Origin of the sequence: Streptomyces sp. NPDC049541 (assembly GCF_044465725.1) — a bacterium.
Classification (GTDB): Bacteria; Actinomycetota; Actinomycetes; order Streptomycetales; family Streptomycetaceae; genus Streptomyces.
This window is the reverse complement of record NZ_JBITLY010000001.1, coordinates 1-16573: the sequence shown is the minus strand read 5'-3', so window position 1 is coordinate 16573 and position 16573 is coordinate 1. Positions and strand designations below refer to the sequence as shown.

Sequence of the window (16573 nt, the reverse complement as noted above, 5' to 3'; positions counted from 1 at the left end):
GAAAGACGCTCGACTCGGTCCGCCGGTTGCCCGAAGCAGACGTGACCGATCTCAAGCGATCGCCGGTAGGTCACCTGTCAGGCACTTTTGCGGGCAGAGCCGACCAATCAAGATCACTTGCCCCCGAGCGGCGGGCGCGTTGTCAGTGGCAGGTGCGAGGATGCCTCGAGTACCAGTACTGGCCGATGTGCTCGTGTGGGGTGGGGGCAGTCCGCGCCCGCGCAGACCCGCGCAGAAGGGACCGCTGACGGCGATGCAGATCCGGCTGACCGTCGTAGACCCCCTGGGCCCGCCCGACCGCGCGCGGGGCCGCACGGCGAGCTGTGACGTACTGGTCACGGCGCCCGCCGGTACGGCGCTGGCCGCGGTGGCGTCGGCGCTGGCCTCGGCGGTCGCGGGCGACGCGAGCGCCTCGGCCTCCTCCGGCGGCGCGGTGGTGCTGTACGCGGGCGCGGAGCGCCTGGACGACCGCCGCAGCACGCTCGGCGAGCCCCCGTTGATCGACGGCGCGGTGCTCTCCCTGGGCGCCCCCGCCGAGCCTGAGCCGCACCCCGAGCTGGACGACGCCCCGACCCAGCTGCATGTCGTCGCAGGCCCGGACGCGGGCGGCGTGCACCTCCTGCACGGCGGCGAGATCCGCATCGGACGCTCCGCCGACGCCGACGTCCCGCTCGACGACCCCGATGTCTCCCGCCTCCACTGCGCGGTCACGGTCGCCGCGGACGGCCAGGTCTCGGTCGCCGACCTCGACTCCACGAACGGCACGACCCTGGACGGCACCCGCCTGAGCACCCGCCCGGTGCGCTTCACCCCGGGCGCCCTGCTCCGTATCGGCGAATCGGCGCTGCGGGTTGCTCCGGCCGGGGGACCGGGCGCCCGGGTGCCGACGGCTCCGGACGGGGAAGGTCACGTCCGGGTGGCCTCCGTCGGCGAGCGGGAGCCGGCGGCCCCTGGGAGCGGTACCCGGGTGCCCGAAGCGACGCTTCACGCACGCGTGGCCGACGGCGGCGACCCCTCCGCCACGCCCTCGCGCGGCATGCCCTCCGCCCAGGGACACGGCTCGGCCGAACCCCCGCTGGTGCCCGAGCAGGGCGGCGCACCGCGGATGGAGATGAGGGCCCCGGGACCGTCCGCAGCGGGCGGCGACACTCACGCAGGCCACTTCGGCGCGGCCGTATGGGACTCACCGGAGGGCACGGACGCCCCCGAGACCGGCCGCCGCAAGGGGACCCCGCTCCGCGGGACCGACGTGCCACCGGGCCTGCGCAGGCGCGGGGGGCTCTCCGCATGGGCACGACGGCTGGCCGGCGGCCGCGGCGAGCAGGCCATGGCCGAGCATGAGGCGTACGACGAGGACGACGTCCAGGACCCGACGGCGGGGCCCGCACCCCGCACCGCCGCCCCCCAGCTCCCGGAGACCTGGCCCGACCCGGCGGCGCTGCTGCTGACGGCGCTCGGCCCCGGCCCCCGGCTGTGGGAGCGCGGGCCGGGGCACCCGGAGGCGCTCACGGTGCGGCTCGGCACGGCGGACCGGGCGGCGCCCGACGGCTCCGGGCTGCTGCCCGCGGTGCCGGTGACCGCGGATCTGCGCGAGGCCGGGGCGCTGGGCCTGGCCGGTCCCCGCACCCGGCTGTCCGGGCTGGCCCGCGCGGTGCTGGCCCAGCTCGCCGCGCTGCACTCGCCCGAAGCCCTGGAGATCGTCCTGATCGCCGCGGACCGCTCCCGCCCCCTGGAGGAGCGCACCGCGGAATGGTCCTGGCTCGGCTGGCTCCCCCATCTGCGCCCCGGCCACGGCCAGGACTGCCGCCTCCTCCTCGCCTACGACCGCGAACAGGTCACGGCCCGCACCGACGAGCTGCTGCGGCGCCTGGAGGACCAGCAGACGGAGGCACGGCACGGCACTCGGTCGGCGCTCCGCGGTCCCGACGTCCCTTCCCAGGCCCGCAGGCCCTCCTGGGCCCGGACGGACGAGGGCGCGGAGGAGCCGGACGGCTTCCCCGGGCCGTACACCGTGGTGGTCGTGGACGGCGACCCCGGAGGCGCCGCGGTGCGGGAGGCCGTGGCGCGGCTGGCGCTGGAGGGACCGCGGGCCGGGATACATGTCGTCTGCCTCGCCGAGACGGTGTCGGCCTCGCCCGCGTCACCGGTGACGGAGACGTACGAGGCGGCGTGCGCGGTGGCTCCGGCCTTCCGGGACTGCGGCGCGGTCGCGCTGCTGAGCGGGGACGTGGCGACGGCGCTGCGACTGATGCGGGTGGCGCGGACCGGTTCCGGTGCTCCCGGCGGCGGGGCCGTGGACCGTCCGCCGGCGCCGGCGGACCCGGCCGTCCACGCGGATGCGGTGTCACCGGCCGACACCCACACCATGCCCAGGCCCGTGCCCGCGCCTGTGACCACGGCCACCGCCCACCCGCACCCCGGCCCCATAGGCCCCGGCACGGTGGCCGCCGTGGACGCCGTCTCGCTCGCCTGGGCCGAGCGGTTCGCGCGGGCGCTGGCGCCGCTCAGGACGGACGGTTCCGGGACCGAGCGGCACGCACGCGTGTCCGTGCCGTTGCCCCAGGCGGCGCGGCTGCTGGACGAGCTGGGGCTCGCGAGGGCCACCCCGGCGTCGCTGATGGCGCGTTGGGCGGATGCGGCGGACGACGCACAGGCGCTCGGCGGGCGGGCCTGGGCCGTGCTCGGCGCCGGTCCGCGCGGTCCGGTCGGCGCTGACCTCGCCGCCGACGGCCCGCACCTGCTGATCGAGGGCCCCGCGGGCAGCGGTCGCACGGAGCTGCTGCGGGCCGTGGTCGCCTCCCTGGCCGCGGCCGAGCGCCCCGACCGGCTGGGCATCGTCCTGATGGACGGCCGGGACAGCGTGAGCGCCGGGGCTACCACCTCCGGAAGCGGCGACGGCCTGCGGGTCTGTACGGACGTCCCGCACGTCACGACCCACCTCACCGCCAACGACCCCGTCCGGATGCGGGAGTTCGCGCAGTCCCTGAGCGCCGAGCTGAAGCGCCGCGCCGAGCTGCTCGGCCGCTCCACCTTCGCCGAGTGGCACACGGGCCGGGAGCTGTCGGGCCGCATGGTGGCCCAGCGGGCGACCGGTACGACCGCGACCGGCGACCTGGACTCCCCGCCCAGCTCGACCATACGGCTGCGTCCGGGGGCGGCGCGCCGCCAGACGGAAGCCGCACCGCCCCTCCCCCGGCTGGTGGTGGTCGTGGACGACCTGGACGCCCTGGTCTCCCCCGCTCTCGGCTCGCCCGGCCGCCCGGCCGCGGGTTCCGTCATGCGGGCGCTGGAGGCGGTGGCCCGCGAGGGCGAGCGCCTCGGCGTCCACCTGGTGGCCGCAACCGCCCCGGGCGGCCGTACGGCGGACACGGAACCGGCCCGGAAGGCCACCCTCCGGGTGACCCTCGACGCCCCGGGCACCGGCCCTGACGACCCGGCGCCGGGTCGCGGCGCCCTGACCCGCCCCGACGGCCGGACGACCCCCTTCCAGGGCGGCCGCGTCACGGGCCGCATCCCCCGTACGGCCACCCTCCGCCCCACGGTCGTCCCCCTGGACTGGCAGCGCATGGGCGACCCCCCGACCCGCAGACCCGTACGAGAACTCGGCAACGGCCCGACGGACCTGGCCCTCCTGGCCAGCGCCCTGGAACGGGCGGCACGGGAGGTCTCGGCGACGGAGGTTCCTTCGCTGCTGTAAGTCCTGTTTGGCCAGTCCTTTTCAGCCGCGGTCGGTCATCCCAGCCCGTCCGGCGTTTGAGGACGAGGCCGTTCAGGCCGACAGCGGGGGCCTGGGGGCGGCAGCCCCCAGTGGGCGGTCACACCAACGCCGGACGCCTGGTCACGAGGCGGTCACGATCCCCCGGTTGACAGCGGACGCACACTTGCCGACCCATTCCCGCAGGCGTAGACCAGATCACACGGGACAGCGCTCGACGTTCGACGAAGAACGGAGAACGGGGCAGTGATGCGCAGCACGAGCAGCAAGAACCGGACACGCAGGGCCGCCAAATCCGCGGCCGCCCTCCTGGCGGCGGCACTCGCGCTGGCACTCACGGGGTGCGGCGGCAGCGACAAGAAGGACAACGGCGGCGGAGGCGGCAAGGAGACCGGCGCCACCGTCACGCTCCCCAAACTGAACGGCGTGAGTCTCGAGGTCGCCGCCGTGTGGACCGGCGCCGAGCAGAAGAACTTCAAGGCGGTGCTCTCGGAGTTCGAGAAGCGCACGGGGGCCAAGGTCACCTTCGTGCCCGCCCAGGACCCGATCATCAACTTCCTCGGCTCGAAGATCGCGGGCGGCAAGCCGCCGGACGTCGCGATGCTTCCGCAGCCCGGCGCCATCAAGCAGGCCGTGGACAAGGGCTGGGCCAAGCCGGTGAACGCCGACGTCCAGTCGGAGCTGGCCAAGAACTACTCGCAGGGCTGGCAGGACATCGGGAAGGTGGGCGGGAAGCAGTACGGCGTCTACTACAAGGCCGCCAACAAGTCGCTGATCTGGTACAACGCCAAGGTCTTCGCGAACGCGGGCGCGAAGGAGCCCAAGACCTGGAAGGACCTGCTGACCACCGCGCAGACGATCTACGACTCCGGTGTCACCCCCTTCTCCGTGGCCGGCGCCGACGGCTGGCCGGGGACCGACTGGTTCGAGAACGTCTATCTGTCGCAGGCCGGCCCGGAGAAGTACGACCAGCTCGCCCAGCACAAGATCAAGTGGACGGATCCGTCCGTCAAGCAGGCGCTCACGACCCTCGCCCAGATCTGGGGCAAGAAGGACTACGTCGCGGGCGGCGCGAGCGGCGCGCTGCAGACCTCGTTCACCGACTCCGTCACCAACACCTTCACCGGTGGCGACCAGCCGAAGTCGGCGATGGTGTATGAGGGCGACTTCGTCCAGGTCAACATCGCGCAGACCAAGGCGAAGATCGGCACGGACGCGAAGGTGTTCCCGTTCCCGACCGTCGGTGCCACCGCACCGGTGGTGACCGGCGGTGACGCGGCGGTGATCTTCAAGGACTCCAAGGGCGCGCAGGCGCTGGCGAAGTTCCTGGCCTCCCCGGACGCGGCGACCATCCAGGCGAAGCTGGGCGGTTACCTCTCGCCGAACAAGAACGTGCCGAACTCGGCGTATCCGAACGCGGTCCAGCAGACGATCGCCAAGGCGCTGATCGACTCGGGCGACGACTTCCGCTTCGACATGTCCGACCAGGCCCCGCAGGCCTTCGGCGGCACGCCCGGCAAGGGTGAGTGGAAGGACCTCCAGGACTTCCTGAAGAATCCGACGGACGTCGCGGGTACGCAGGCGAAGCTGGAGAAGGACGCGGCAGCGGCATACGGCAGCGGGAGCTGATCCGGCCATGACGTCGGCCACGACGGCAGGGGTGCCACCCACCCCTGCCGCCCCGAAGCGCAAGAGCGTGACCGGCACCCGGAAGACCGTGGCAGCGATGTTCCTGCTGCCCGCGCTGGTGCTGCTCGGCGCGCTCGTGGTCTACCCGATCGGGTACTCGGTCGTCCGCAGCTTCTACAACTCCTCCGGCGACGGTTTTGCCGGCTTCGACAACTACAAGGCCCTGTTCACCGACGACGGCATCCGCACCGCCCTGAAGAACAACATCATCTGGGTGGTGTTCGCGCCGACGATCTCGACCGCACTGGGCCTGATCTTCGCGGTCCTGACCGAACGCGTGCGCTGGGGCACGGCGTTCAAGCTGGTCGTCTTCATGCCGATGGCGATCTCGATGCTGGCCGCGGGCATCATCTTCCGCCTGGTGTACGACCAGGACCCGGACAAGGGCGTCGCCAACGCGGTGTGGGTGGGCGTCCACGACACGTTCGCCCAGTCCTCGGCGTTCCCCAAGGCACATCCGGGCCGTCAGTCGCCGCTGACGGCTCAAGGCGGCGGCTTCATCACCAAGGCGACGGTCCACACCGGGGATTCGGTCGCGCTGCCGCTCGTCGGCGTCGCCCCCGACCAGATGCCCGACGGCGCCAAGAAGGCCGTACGGGCGAAGCCGGAGCCGGGGAAGATCACCGGCACGACCTGGCAGGACTTCACACGCGGCAAGGGCGTCGGCAGGCTCGGCGGGGTCGACCCGTCCGAGCTGGGCTACTCGGGCATGCGGATCGAGGCCGTCAAGGACGGCAAGGTGGTCGCGTCCACCAAGGCCGCCGACGACGGCACCTTCACGCTGCCCGCCAAGGCCGACGGAGCGCAGCTGCGGCTGCCGGCGAGCAACTTCAAGGAGCCGTACAACGGCCTGGACTGGCTGGGCCCGTCGCTGGTCACGCCGGCCATCATCGGGTCGTACATCTGGATGTGGGCGGGCTTCGCGATGGTGCTGATCGCGGCCGGGCTCGCGGGGATGCCGCGTGAACTCCTGGAGGCCGCCCGGGTCGACGGGGCGAGCGAGTGGCAGGTGTTCAGAAGGGTCACGGTGCCGCTGCTGGCGCCCGTCCTCGCGGTCGTCACGGTCACCCTGATGATCAATGTGCTGAAGATCTTCGACCTGGTCTTCATCATCGCCCCGAACTCCTCCCAGGACGACGCGAACGTGCTTGCCCTGGAGCTGTACCGCAAGGGCTTCTCCGAGGACCAGCCGGGTATCGCAAGCGCCATCGCCGTGTTCCTGCTGTTGCTGGTGATTCCGGTGATGTGGTTCAACGTTCGCCGGCTGAAGCGGGAGGTGCGGCGATGACGACGCATGCCGGACGTCTCAGGAAGACGGCCCCGCCCGTCACGGTCGTCAGGGCGAAGAGGTCGCTGGGCTCGCGGCTCACCGAAGGGGTCAGTGGCGGTCTGCTGCGGGTGTTCCTCATCGTCGTCGGCCTGTTCTGGCTGGTGCCGACCTTCGGTCTGCTCGTCTCCTCGCTGCGGGCCCCGGAGGACATCGGCGCGAACGGCTGGTGGAACGTCTTCTCCGAGCCCTCCTCGCTCACCTTCGACAGCTACCAGAAGCTGCTGGAGAACAGCGACATCACCAACTCCCTGGTGAACACGGCGCTGATCACCCTGCCGGCGACGATTCTCGTCGTCGTGATCGGCTCCCTCGCGGGCTACGCGTTCGCCTGGATGGAGTTCCCCGGCCGCGACTGGTGGTTCCTGGCCGTGGTCGGCCTGCTCGTCGTGCCCGTGCAGGTGGCCCTGATCCCGATCGCCGAACTGTTCGGCAAGATCGGGCTGTTCGGGTCGATCTTCGGGGTGATCCTGTTTCACGTCGGCTTCGGTCTGCCCTTCGCGGTGTTCCTGCTGCGGAACTTCTTCGCGGAGATCCCCAGAGAGCTGCTGGAGGCGGCCCGTCTGGACGGGGCGGGTGAACTGCGCCTGTTCTTCCGGGTCGTGATGCCGCTCGGCGGTCCGGCGATCGCGAGCCTGGCCATCTTCCAGTTCCTGTGGGTGTGGAACGACATGCTGGTGGCGCTGGTGTTCACCAATGCCGACAGCCAGCCGATCACGGTCGCCCTGCAGACGCAGGTACGCCAGTTCGGCAACAACGTCGACGTCCTGGCCCCCGGCGCGTTCATCTCGATGGTGATCCCGCTGGTCGTGTTCTTCGCGTTCCAGCGGCAGTTCGTCTCGGGTGTCATGGCGGGCGCCGTCAAATAGTCCGGGGGACAACGCGCCGCAGGGGGTGGGACGTTACGGTCCCGCCCCCTTCCGTTCACCCACGGTCCCCCGTATGCCGCAGTCGGCGTAACCAAGTCACTCCATCGGCCGTTCCCGGGCAAGGCCCCGTCGTCCGCGCCGACCCCATGGATGTGCCTTGCCCAGGTTCAGTGTCATCGTCCCCGCGTTCAAGGTTCAGGCATATCTGCAGGAATGCCTGGAATCGGTGCTGTCGCAGTCGTATCCCGATCTGGAACTGATCGCCGTCGACGACTGCTCCCCGGACGCGAGCGGCGCGATCATCGACGAGTTCGCGGCCCGCGACCCGCGTGTGCAGCCCCTGCACCTGACCGAGAACCAGGGCCTGGGCGCTGCGCGCAACGCGGGCCTCGCGCGGGCGAGCGGCGACTACCTGGTCTTCCTGGACGGCGACGACACCCTCACCCCGCACGCCCTGCGCGCCATCGCCGACCGCCTCAAGGAGACGGGCGAGCCGGACGTGGTGGTCTACGACTACGCGCGCATCTATTGGTCCGGCGAGACCGTCCGCAACGTCGTCGCCGACGAGCTCACCGAGCAGGGCACGGCGCCCTTCCGCCTGGAGGACCGCCCGGGCCTGCTGAAGGTGCTGATGGTGGCCTGGAACAAGGCGTACCGGCGGGAGTTCGTCGAGCGCGAGGGCTTCACCTTCCCGCCCGGCTACTACGAGGACACCCCGTGGACGTTCCCGGTGCTGATGGCCGCGGAGTCCATCACGACCCTCGACCGGGTGTGCGTGCACTACCGGCAGCGCCGCCAGGGCAGCATCCTCTCCACCACCAGCCGTAAGCACTTCGACCTCTTCGAACAGTACGACCGGGTCTTCGCGTTCCTCGACGCCCACCCCCAACTCGCCCGGTGGCGGCCGCTGTTGTTCCACCGCATGATCAACCACCTGACGAAGGTGTTCTCCCACCGCGACCGCCTCCCCCGGGGTTCGGGCGCCGAGTTCCTGCGCAGGGCCCGCGCCCACTACCGCCGTTACCGCGCCCCAGGACCGCCCCTCCCGCTGGGCTCCCGCCTGCGCCACACCCTGATCCGCTGGGGCCTGCACCGCACCTACCGATCGCTGCAGCTGGCGGCGGCCCTGCACCGCAGGACGGTCAAGCTCTCCGTCAAACTCCTGCGCACCGCAAGGGCGACGGCACTGCGCCTGCACTACCGCATCCAGCTCCGGCTGCCCCTGCGCGCCGACCGCGCCGCCTTCACCGCGTACGACGGCCACGACAACGGCTGCAACCCGGGCGCCCTGGAGGAGGCCTTCCGCACCTTCGCGCCGCACATCCGCACGACCTGGCTCCCCCGGCCCGACACGGCCGCCTACTGGACGGCCCTGGCCCGTTCCAAGTACCTGGTCAGCGACACCGGCTTCGAGCCCCGCCTGGTCAAGCGCCGCCACCAGATCCTGGTCCAGACCCTGGAGGGCACCCCCCTCGGGCACGCGGGCCTGGACCTCCAGGAACGCCCGGCCGCGGCGCGCGGCCTGGACTTCGAAGGGCTCCTCGACGACGTCGACAAATGGGACTACGTCCTGTCGGCGAACCGCCACTCCACCCTCACCTGGGAGCGGGTCTACCCGGGCGGCTACACCACGCTCGAATACGGCTCCCCGCGCAGCGACGTGTTCCAGAAGGCCACCTCGAACGACGTCATCCGGCTCCGTGAGTCCCTCGGCATCCCCGAGGACAGCGTCGCGATCCTGTACGCCCCCGCCCGCCGCGACCACTGCCGCACCCAGCGCTCCCCCCTGGACCTGGAGCGCCTCCTGCGCCGCCTGGGCCCCCGCTACGTCGTCCTCGCCCGCACCCACGGCCCCGTCCCGAAGGGCGCCCGGATCATCGACGTGACCGGCTACCCCGGTGTCGAGTCCCTCTGCCTGGCCTCGGACGTCCTGCTCACCGACTACTCCTCGCTGATGTTCGACTACGCGGGCCTGGACCGCCCGATCGTGCTCCACTCGGCCGACGAGGACCGGGCGGCGTACGAGGCGGTCCGCGGCACCTACTTCGACGTGCGGGCCTTCCCGCCGGGCGCCCTCGCCCGCAGCGAGGACGAGTTGATCGACATCTTCGCCACCGGCCACTGGTGCGGCTCCCGCTCCACGCAGCTGCGGACCGCGTTCCGCGAACGCTTCTGCCCGTACGACGACGGACGCGCCGCCGAGCGGGTCGTACGCCGGGTCGTCCTGGGCGAAACCGACCTGCCGCCGGTGACGCCGTTCGCCGAGCGCCACCCCGTGCCCTCCGCGGCCGCGGCCCTCACGCGCTCCCCGCAGCCGACCGTGCCGCAACCCGGCGGCCCGCTGACCGTCACCGACAGCCTCTGAACGCCGTTCTCACTCCGGGGAGTTCGCATGCCCTCCAGCCCGTCGCGGCCCACACCGAGCCGGCCCTCCACCTGGCGTCCCACAGGCCGGCCGGGACGCCTCGGCTGAGACGCACCCCGGGTCCCCGCACGCACATCGACAGAAAGAGCAGCATGCCCCGCTTCAGCATCATCGTCCCGTCCCATGGGGTGGCAGGCCGGCTGTCCCAGGCGCTGGACTCCGTGCTCGCGCAGTCCTTCGGCGACTTCGAGCTGATCCCGGTCTGCGACGGCCCCGGCACGCCCGCGGCAGACGTCGTCGACGGGTACGCCGAGCGGGACTCCCGGGTGACCACGGTGCACTCGCCGCCCACGGCCGGTCTGTCCGGGGCGCGCAACACCGGGATGCGGGCGGCGACCGGCACCTATCTGCTGTTCCTCGACTGCGACGACGCCCTCGTCCCCGGGGCGCTGGCGGCGCTCGACGCACGCCTGGCCGAGACGGGTGACGTGGACGTCCTGTACCTGGAGCACGAGCGGGTGCCCTGGTGGGAGGGCGAGCCGACCAATCCGGCCGCGCTGCTCCTGCCGAGGACACCGGCGGGCGCCTTCTCCCCCGACCAGGTGCCCGAGCTGACGGGCGTGCAGCTGCCGGCGTGGAGCGCGGCCTACCGCAGGGCCTTCCTGGTCGAGCAGTGCATCGGCTTCCCCGACGGCCACTTCACCGATGTCGGCTTCGGCGGGCTGGTCGCGCTGGCGGCCGAGAAGGCCGCGGTGCTGCGCCAGGTCGTCGTACGGCATCTGGTGCGCAGACAGGGCAACCGGCTCGCCCTGCCCGGCGAGCACCACCTCGAACTGCTCGCCCAGACCGACCTGGTCCTCACCCGCGCCGCCGAACTGGATCTGCCCGGCGACCGGTTGAACGCGTTGTTCGAGCAGCTCTTCGCGGCCGTCCTGAAGACCGCCGCCCATCCCAGGCGGCTGTCCGGCAGGCGCCGCGCCTTCTTCCGGCTGGCGAGCACGCTGTACCGCCGGCACCGCCCCGTCGGCCACAGGACGCCGCCCGGCAGCCTCGGCCTGCAGCACCGGCTGCTGGCGGCCGGGGCGTACTCGGCGTTCCGTGCCCTGCGGGAGGCCAACCAGGCGGCGGTGAAGGCGGCCGAGCGGCTGCCGCGCCCCCACATGGTCCGCACCCGGCTGCGGTACGCGCGCAATCTGCGCCGTCCGCTCGACCCCAACCTGGTCGTCTACTGCGCCTACTGGGGCCGCGGCTATGCCTGCAACCCGGCCGCGATCCACGCCAAGGCCCTCGAACTCGCCCCGCATCTGCGCTCGGTGTTCCTGGTCGAGCCGGACCAGGAACACACCATGCCGGAGGGCATCGAGTACGCGGTCATCGGCAGCACCAAGTACTGGGACGTGCTGGCCGCCGCCAAGTACCTGGTCAACAACGCCAACTTCGCGGACGCCGTCGTCAAGCGCCCCGGCAGCGTCCATCTGTCGACCCAGCACGGCACCCCGCTGAAGAAGATGGGCGTCGACCAGGCGACCTATCCCGTGGTGGCCGCGGCGACCGGCAGCTTCACCAAGCTGCTGGCCCGTATCGACCGCTGGGACTACAACCTCACCTCCAACCGCCACTCCACCGAGATGTGGGAGCGGGCCTTCCCCGGCGCGCACGAGACGCTCGAGTACGGCTATCCGCGCAACGACGTGTACTACACGGCTACGGCGGACGACGTGGCCCGCATCCGGCGGGGGCTGGGGGTCCCCGAGGGGAAGACGGCCGTCCTGTACGCGCCCACGCACCGCGACTACCGCACGGGCTTCGAGACGGGCCTGGACCTGGAGGCCTTCTGCGAGGAGGTGGGCGAGGACGTGGTCGTGCTGCTGCGCGCCCACTACTTCTACGACCGGGGCACGGCGCGGAGCACCGGCCGGATCATCGACGTGACCGCGCACCGCTCCTCCGAGGACGTGTGCCTGGCCGCGGACGCCCTGATCACCGACTACTCGTCGATCATGTTCGACTACGCCAACCTGGACCGGCCCGTCGTGGTGTACGCCGACGACTGGGACGTCTACCGGGAGACCCGGGGCGTCTACTTCGACCTGATGGAACACCCGCCGGGGCCGGTCGCCCGCACACCCGAGGAACTGGCCCGGGTCTTCCGCGACGGCTCCTGGGCGGGAGCGGAGTCGACGGCGGCACGGGCCGCCTTCCGTGAGCGGTTCTGCCAGTTCGACGACGGGCGCGCCGCCGAGCGCGTCGTACGCCGGGTGCTGCTGGGTGAACCGCCCGAGTCGATCCCGCCCGTGATCCCGCTCGCCGAGCGCACCCCGGCCCCGGTCCCCGCCCTTGTGAGGAACTGAAACCCGTGCCCCGCTTCAGCATCATCGTCCCCGTCTACAAGGTGCAGGGCTTCCTGCGCGAGTGCATCGACTCGGTGCTCGGGCAGTCGCACCCCGACTTCGAGGTGATCGCCGTCGACGACCGCTCGCCCGACGGCTGCGGCGCGATCCTCGACGAGTACGCGGCACGCGACGAGCGGGTGCGTGTGCTGCACCTGCCCGAGAACGTCGGTCTCGGCCGGGCCCGCAACGCCGGGCTGGCCGAGGCGCGCGGCGACTACGTCCTCTTCCTCGACAGCGACGACTTCTACACGCCGGGCCTGCTTGCCGCGGTCGCCGACCGGCTGAAGTCGGCCGAGGACCCGGACATCCTGGTCTTCGACCATGTACGCACCCACTGGTGGGGGCGGGGCGGCCCGAGCGACGCCTCCGCCCTGCTGGCCGCCGCCGGCCAGGACGTCTTCAGCCTCCGCGAGAGCCCCGAGTACGTCCAGCTGTTCCTGGTCGCCTGGAACAAGGCGTACCGCAGGGCCTTCTTCCAGGAGCACGGGCTGCAGTACGCGTCCGGCCTGTACGAGGACGCGCCCGTCACCTACCGCTCGATGGTGCTGGCCGACCGCATCGCCTGTCTGAACCGGATCGGCGTCGAGTACCGGCAGCGCAGGCAGGGCGCGATCACCAAGACGCCGGGGCGCAGGCACTTCGACATCTTTCCGCAGTACGAGGGCCTGTTCGCGTTCCTTCAGGAGCGCGAGGACCTCGCCTGGGCGCGGCCCCTGCTCTTCGAACGGGCCCTGGACCACATGCTGTTCGTGCTCGCCCGCGAGGACCGGGTGACGGCGTCGGACCGCTCCGCCTTCTACCGCGAGATGCGTTCCTTCCACCGCCGTCACTGCCCCGAGGACTTCACTCCGCCGGACGGCCCGCGCGGCACCGAGATGCGGCTCCTGGCGGGCTCGCCCTATCTGTCGTACGCGGCCCTGCGCGGGGTCCGCGGTCTGCGCAGGATCGCCGGGGCGGGCAGGCGTCGTACGGTGGGCAAGGCATCGGCGGCGGCCCAACGCACCTGGTACGCCGCCCAGTCGAGGCTCCCACTCGATCCCCGTCTGGCCGTCTACTCGGCCACCCACCACGCGGGTGTGCACGGCGACCCGGCCGCGATCCACGCCAAGGCCCGCGAGCTCGCGCCGCACATCCGCGGGGTGTGGGTGGTCCGGGAGGACGCGGTGGACTCGCTGCCGCCCGGCACCGACCATGTGACGCCGGGGTCGCGGGAGTACCACGCGGTCATGGCGCGGGCCACGTACTGGGTGAACAACGTCAACTGGCCGGGCTCCCTGGCCAAACGGCCCGGTCAGATCCATGTGCACACCCACCAGGGCACGCCGCTCAAGTACATGGGCGCCGACCTGCTGACCAAGCCCGGTGCCCGGCACGGCTTCAGTGTGCCGAAGATGCTGCACCGCGCCGACCGCTGGGATCTGAGCCTGGTCGCCAACCGGCACTCCGAGCTGGTGTGGGACCGGGCGTACCCCTGCCACTTCACTTCGCTGCGGACCGGCAGTCCGCGCAACGACGTGCTCGTCGAGCAGCCGGCGGAGCACGGTGCGGCCGTCCGTGCGCGGCTCGGCATCCCGGCCGGGGACACGGTCGTGCTGTATGCGCCGACCCGCCGCGACTACCGCCGGGGCGGGCACGTCGACCGGATCGACCTGGCGCGGTTCGCCGCGGACCTCGGTGCCGGGCACACCCTCGTCGTACGGCTGCACCCCACCCTCGCCACCGGAACGGCGCGCGGGCTCGGCCTCGCCGATCTGCACGCACGCGGCGTGCTCGTCGACGCCACGGACGAACCGCACGTCGAGGATCTGATGCTCGCCTCCGACGTGCTGGTCACCGACTACTCGGCCCTGATGTTCGACTACGCCAACCTGGACCGGCCGATCGTGGTCCACGCCGACGACTGGGGTGCGTACGCGGCGAGCCGGGGCGCCTACTTCGACATCACCGCCGAGGCGCCGGGCCATGTGTCGCGCTCCTACCGGGAGCTGGCCTGGCTGTTCGCCTCGGACACCTGGCGGGACGAGGAGTCGGCGGGCCTCAGGGCCGCCTTCCGTGAGCGGTTCTGCGAGTTCGACGACGGGCGGGCCGCCGAGCGGGTGGTACGGACGGTGCTGCTGGGCGAGAAGATGCCGGAGCCACAGGGGGCCCCGGCGGTGCCCGCTCCCGCGACGGAGCGGGCGCACTCGCTGAGCTGACGGCCGGCGGGTCTTACTCGATCACGAGGTCGACGTCGACGTTGCCGCGGGTCGCGTTGGAGTAGGGGCACACCTGGTGGGCGGTCTCGACCAGCTTGCGGCCGGTCGCCTCGTCCACGGTGTCCGGCAGCTCGATGCGGAGGGTGACCTTGAGCCCGAAGCCCTCGCCCTGCTTGCCTATGCCCACCTCGGCGGTGACCGCGGCATCGCTGACGTCGACCTTCGCCTGGCGGCCGACGAGGCCGAGGGCGCTGCCGAAGCAGGCCGCGTACCCGGCGGCGAACAGCTGCTCGGGGTTGGTGCCCTCGCCGTTGCCGCCGAGCTCCACCGGCGGGGCCAGCTTGACGTCGACCTTGCCGTCGTTGGTGAAGGCGCGACCGTCGCGGCCGTGGGTGGCGGTGGCGACAGCGGTGTAGAGCGCGTCCATGGATGACCATCCCTCTCGGAGTCGTGTTCCGGCGGCCCTTTGGGCGGCCGCCTCACGACCACGAGTAGAGCACACAATTCAATTGCGCACAACTAAATGGCTCGCAAGAGCTATCCTGGACACATGACGACCGCGCCCGACACCCCGACCACCGACTGGCTCCGCCTGGACCAGCAGATCTGCTTCTCGCTGAACGCCGCCTCGCGCGCCTTCGGCGGCATCTACCGGGTGATCCTCAAGGACCTCGGGCTCACCTATCCGCAGTACCTGGTGATGCTGCTGCTGTGGGAGCACGGCGAGCTGCCGGTCAAGAAGCTGGGCGAGCATCTGCGGCTCGACTCCGGCACCCTGTCCCCGCTGCTCAAGCGGCTGGAGACGGCCGGTCTGGTACGGCGTGAGCGCAGCGCCCGCGACGAGCGCTCGGTGGAGGTCCGGCTGACCGAGGAGGGCGCCGCCCTGCGCGAACAGGCGGTTCAGGTACCGCGCCGGATCGTCGCGGCGACGGGATTCGACGTGGAGGAGATCCGGGAGCTGCGGTCCCGGCTCGACGAGCTCACCCGGGGGCTGGACGCGGCCACGGCGGCGGAGGCCGAGGCGGCGGAGCGGCGGACGTAGAGGAGGAAGGTCACCCGGCCGCTGACGTATCTCTCGCGGGCGGTGAACTGCTCCTCCACGACGGCGAGTTTGACGCGCTCGGTCGGGTCGGCCGGCAACAGCCCCGAGCTCAGCAGCCTCGACTGGGCGACGACCCAGACACGGTCCACACCCGCCAGCTTGCGCCGCAGTTCCTGGGGGGTGGTCTCGACACCGCTCAGCGTCCCGGACCGGGGCCCGGACTCCCGCAGCGCGATGTCCCGCGCCCGGCGGAACGCCCTCGGATAGGCCAGCGCCGTCAGCCGCCAGTTCGACGGCAGGAACAGCACCGGATCGCCGGGACGGATGTCGCGGGCCGCCCGCGCGGCGACGGCACCGAGGTTCTCGGGGCGGTGCGCCGGGGAGCGGTCCTGCCGGTAGAGAGGGAGGCACTGGACGAACGCGAGGGCGACGGCCAGCACACCGGTGAGGGTGCCGAGCCGGCCGTAGGGCAGGCGGTGACTGCTCCACCGGCGGTCGTCGTGGTGCGGGTGGCCGCTCCGCACGTCGTCGGGTGGGCAGTCGTTCCGCAGGGCGAGGGGGGTCCCCCCGCTCGAGCGAAGCCGAGAGCGGGGGAGGGTGGGCACACCACGACCGCCCAGCCGCAGGCGCCCCACCGCCCCGGCCACCCACTCGGCGCCGGCGGCGACCAGCAAGGGGGCCCCGGCCAACGCGTACAGCACATACCGCTCGTGGAACAGCGGCCGGATCTGCGACACGGCGATCAGGAGCGCGGGAGGCAGCACGAGCAGCGGGAGCGCCACCGCCGCGAGGCGGCCCGCCCCGAGCCCCAGCACCATCAGCGCGACGGCCACCCAGAACACCGCCCCGTCCGGGGCGAAGGCGAAGTCCCGCACCAGCAGTCCCGCCTGGTCCCACCCGGGTGTCACCAGCCAGCCCACCTGCCCCGCCTGCTCGTGCGACACCCACACCAAGGGCAGCAGAAGGACCCCCACCAGT

At 72.1% G+C, this 16573-nt stretch carries 9 protein-coding genes; 8 read left to right on the top strand and 1 reads right to left on the bottom strand.

Translation table 11 applies throughout. From position 1 onward, the window contains the following. The first annotated feature begins 253 nt into the window (after positions 1-253). The 7 genes from ACIBW9_RS00045 to ACIBW9_RS00015 all read left to right on the top strand — a co-directional run bounded on the left by ACIBW9_RS00045 (position 254) and on the right by ACIBW9_RS00015 (position 14553). Positions 254-3697: an FHA domain-containing protein gene (locus tag ACIBW9_RS00045; RefSeq protein WP_398952012.1), complete on the top strand. Its 3444-nt coding sequence runs from the start codon at positions 254-256 to the stop codon at positions 3695-3697. A 267-nt stretch (positions 3698-3964) separates the two neighbouring features. Next, positions 3965-5344, top strand: coding sequence for an ABC transporter substrate-binding protein (locus tag ACIBW9_RS00040; protein WP_398949595.1), 1380 nt, complete (start codon positions 3965-3967; stop codon positions 5342-5344). Between the two features lie 7 nt (positions 5345-5351). Then, positions 5352-6692 (top strand): carbohydrate ABC transporter permease, encoded by a 1341-nt coding sequence (locus tag ACIBW9_RS00035; protein WP_398949593.1) that lies wholly within the window; start codon positions 5352-5354, stop codon positions 6690-6692. Further along, positions 6689-7600 (top strand): carbohydrate ABC transporter permease, encoded by a 912-nt coding sequence (locus ACIBW9_RS00030; RefSeq protein ID WP_398949591.1) that lies wholly within the window; start codon positions 6689-6691, stop codon positions 7598-7600. The genes ACIBW9_RS00035 and ACIBW9_RS00030 overlap by 4 nt, the downstream gene beginning before the upstream one ends. Positions 7601-7757: 157 nt before the next feature. Continuing rightward, entirely contained in the window at positions 7758-9965 is a 2208-nt protein-coding gene (locus ACIBW9_RS00025; protein ID WP_398949589.1) for a CDP-glycerol glycerophosphotransferase family protein, read from the top strand. Between the two features lie 152 nt (positions 9966-10117). Beyond that, positions 10118-12316 (top strand): CDP-glycerol glycerophosphotransferase family protein, encoded by a 2199-nt coding sequence (locus tag ACIBW9_RS00020; protein WP_398949587.1) that lies wholly within the window; start codon positions 10118-10120, stop codon positions 12314-12316. Positions 12317-12321: 5 nt separating this feature from the next. After that, on the top strand, positions 12322-14553 hold the full coding sequence (locus ACIBW9_RS00015) for a CDP-glycerol glycerophosphotransferase family protein (protein WP_398949585.1): 2232 nt from the start codon (positions 12322-12324) through the stop codon (positions 14551-14553). 13 nt (positions 14554-14566) lie between these two features. Here the strand turns inward: ACIBW9_RS00015 and ACIBW9_RS00010 are convergent, their stop codons facing one another. After that, positions 14567-14980, bottom strand: coding sequence for an organic hydroperoxide resistance protein (locus ACIBW9_RS00010; protein WP_123965485.1), 414 nt, complete (start codon positions 14978-14980; stop codon positions 14567-14569). Between the two features lie 123 nt (positions 14981-15103). Here ACIBW9_RS00010 and ACIBW9_RS00005 point away from each other — a divergent pair, with 123 nt between their 5' ends. Continuing rightward, entirely contained in the window at positions 15104-15595 is a 492-nt protein-coding gene (locus tag ACIBW9_RS00005; protein WP_398949583.1) for a MarR family winged helix-turn-helix transcriptional regulator, read from the top strand. The last annotated feature ends 978 nt before the right edge of the window (positions 15596-16573 follow it).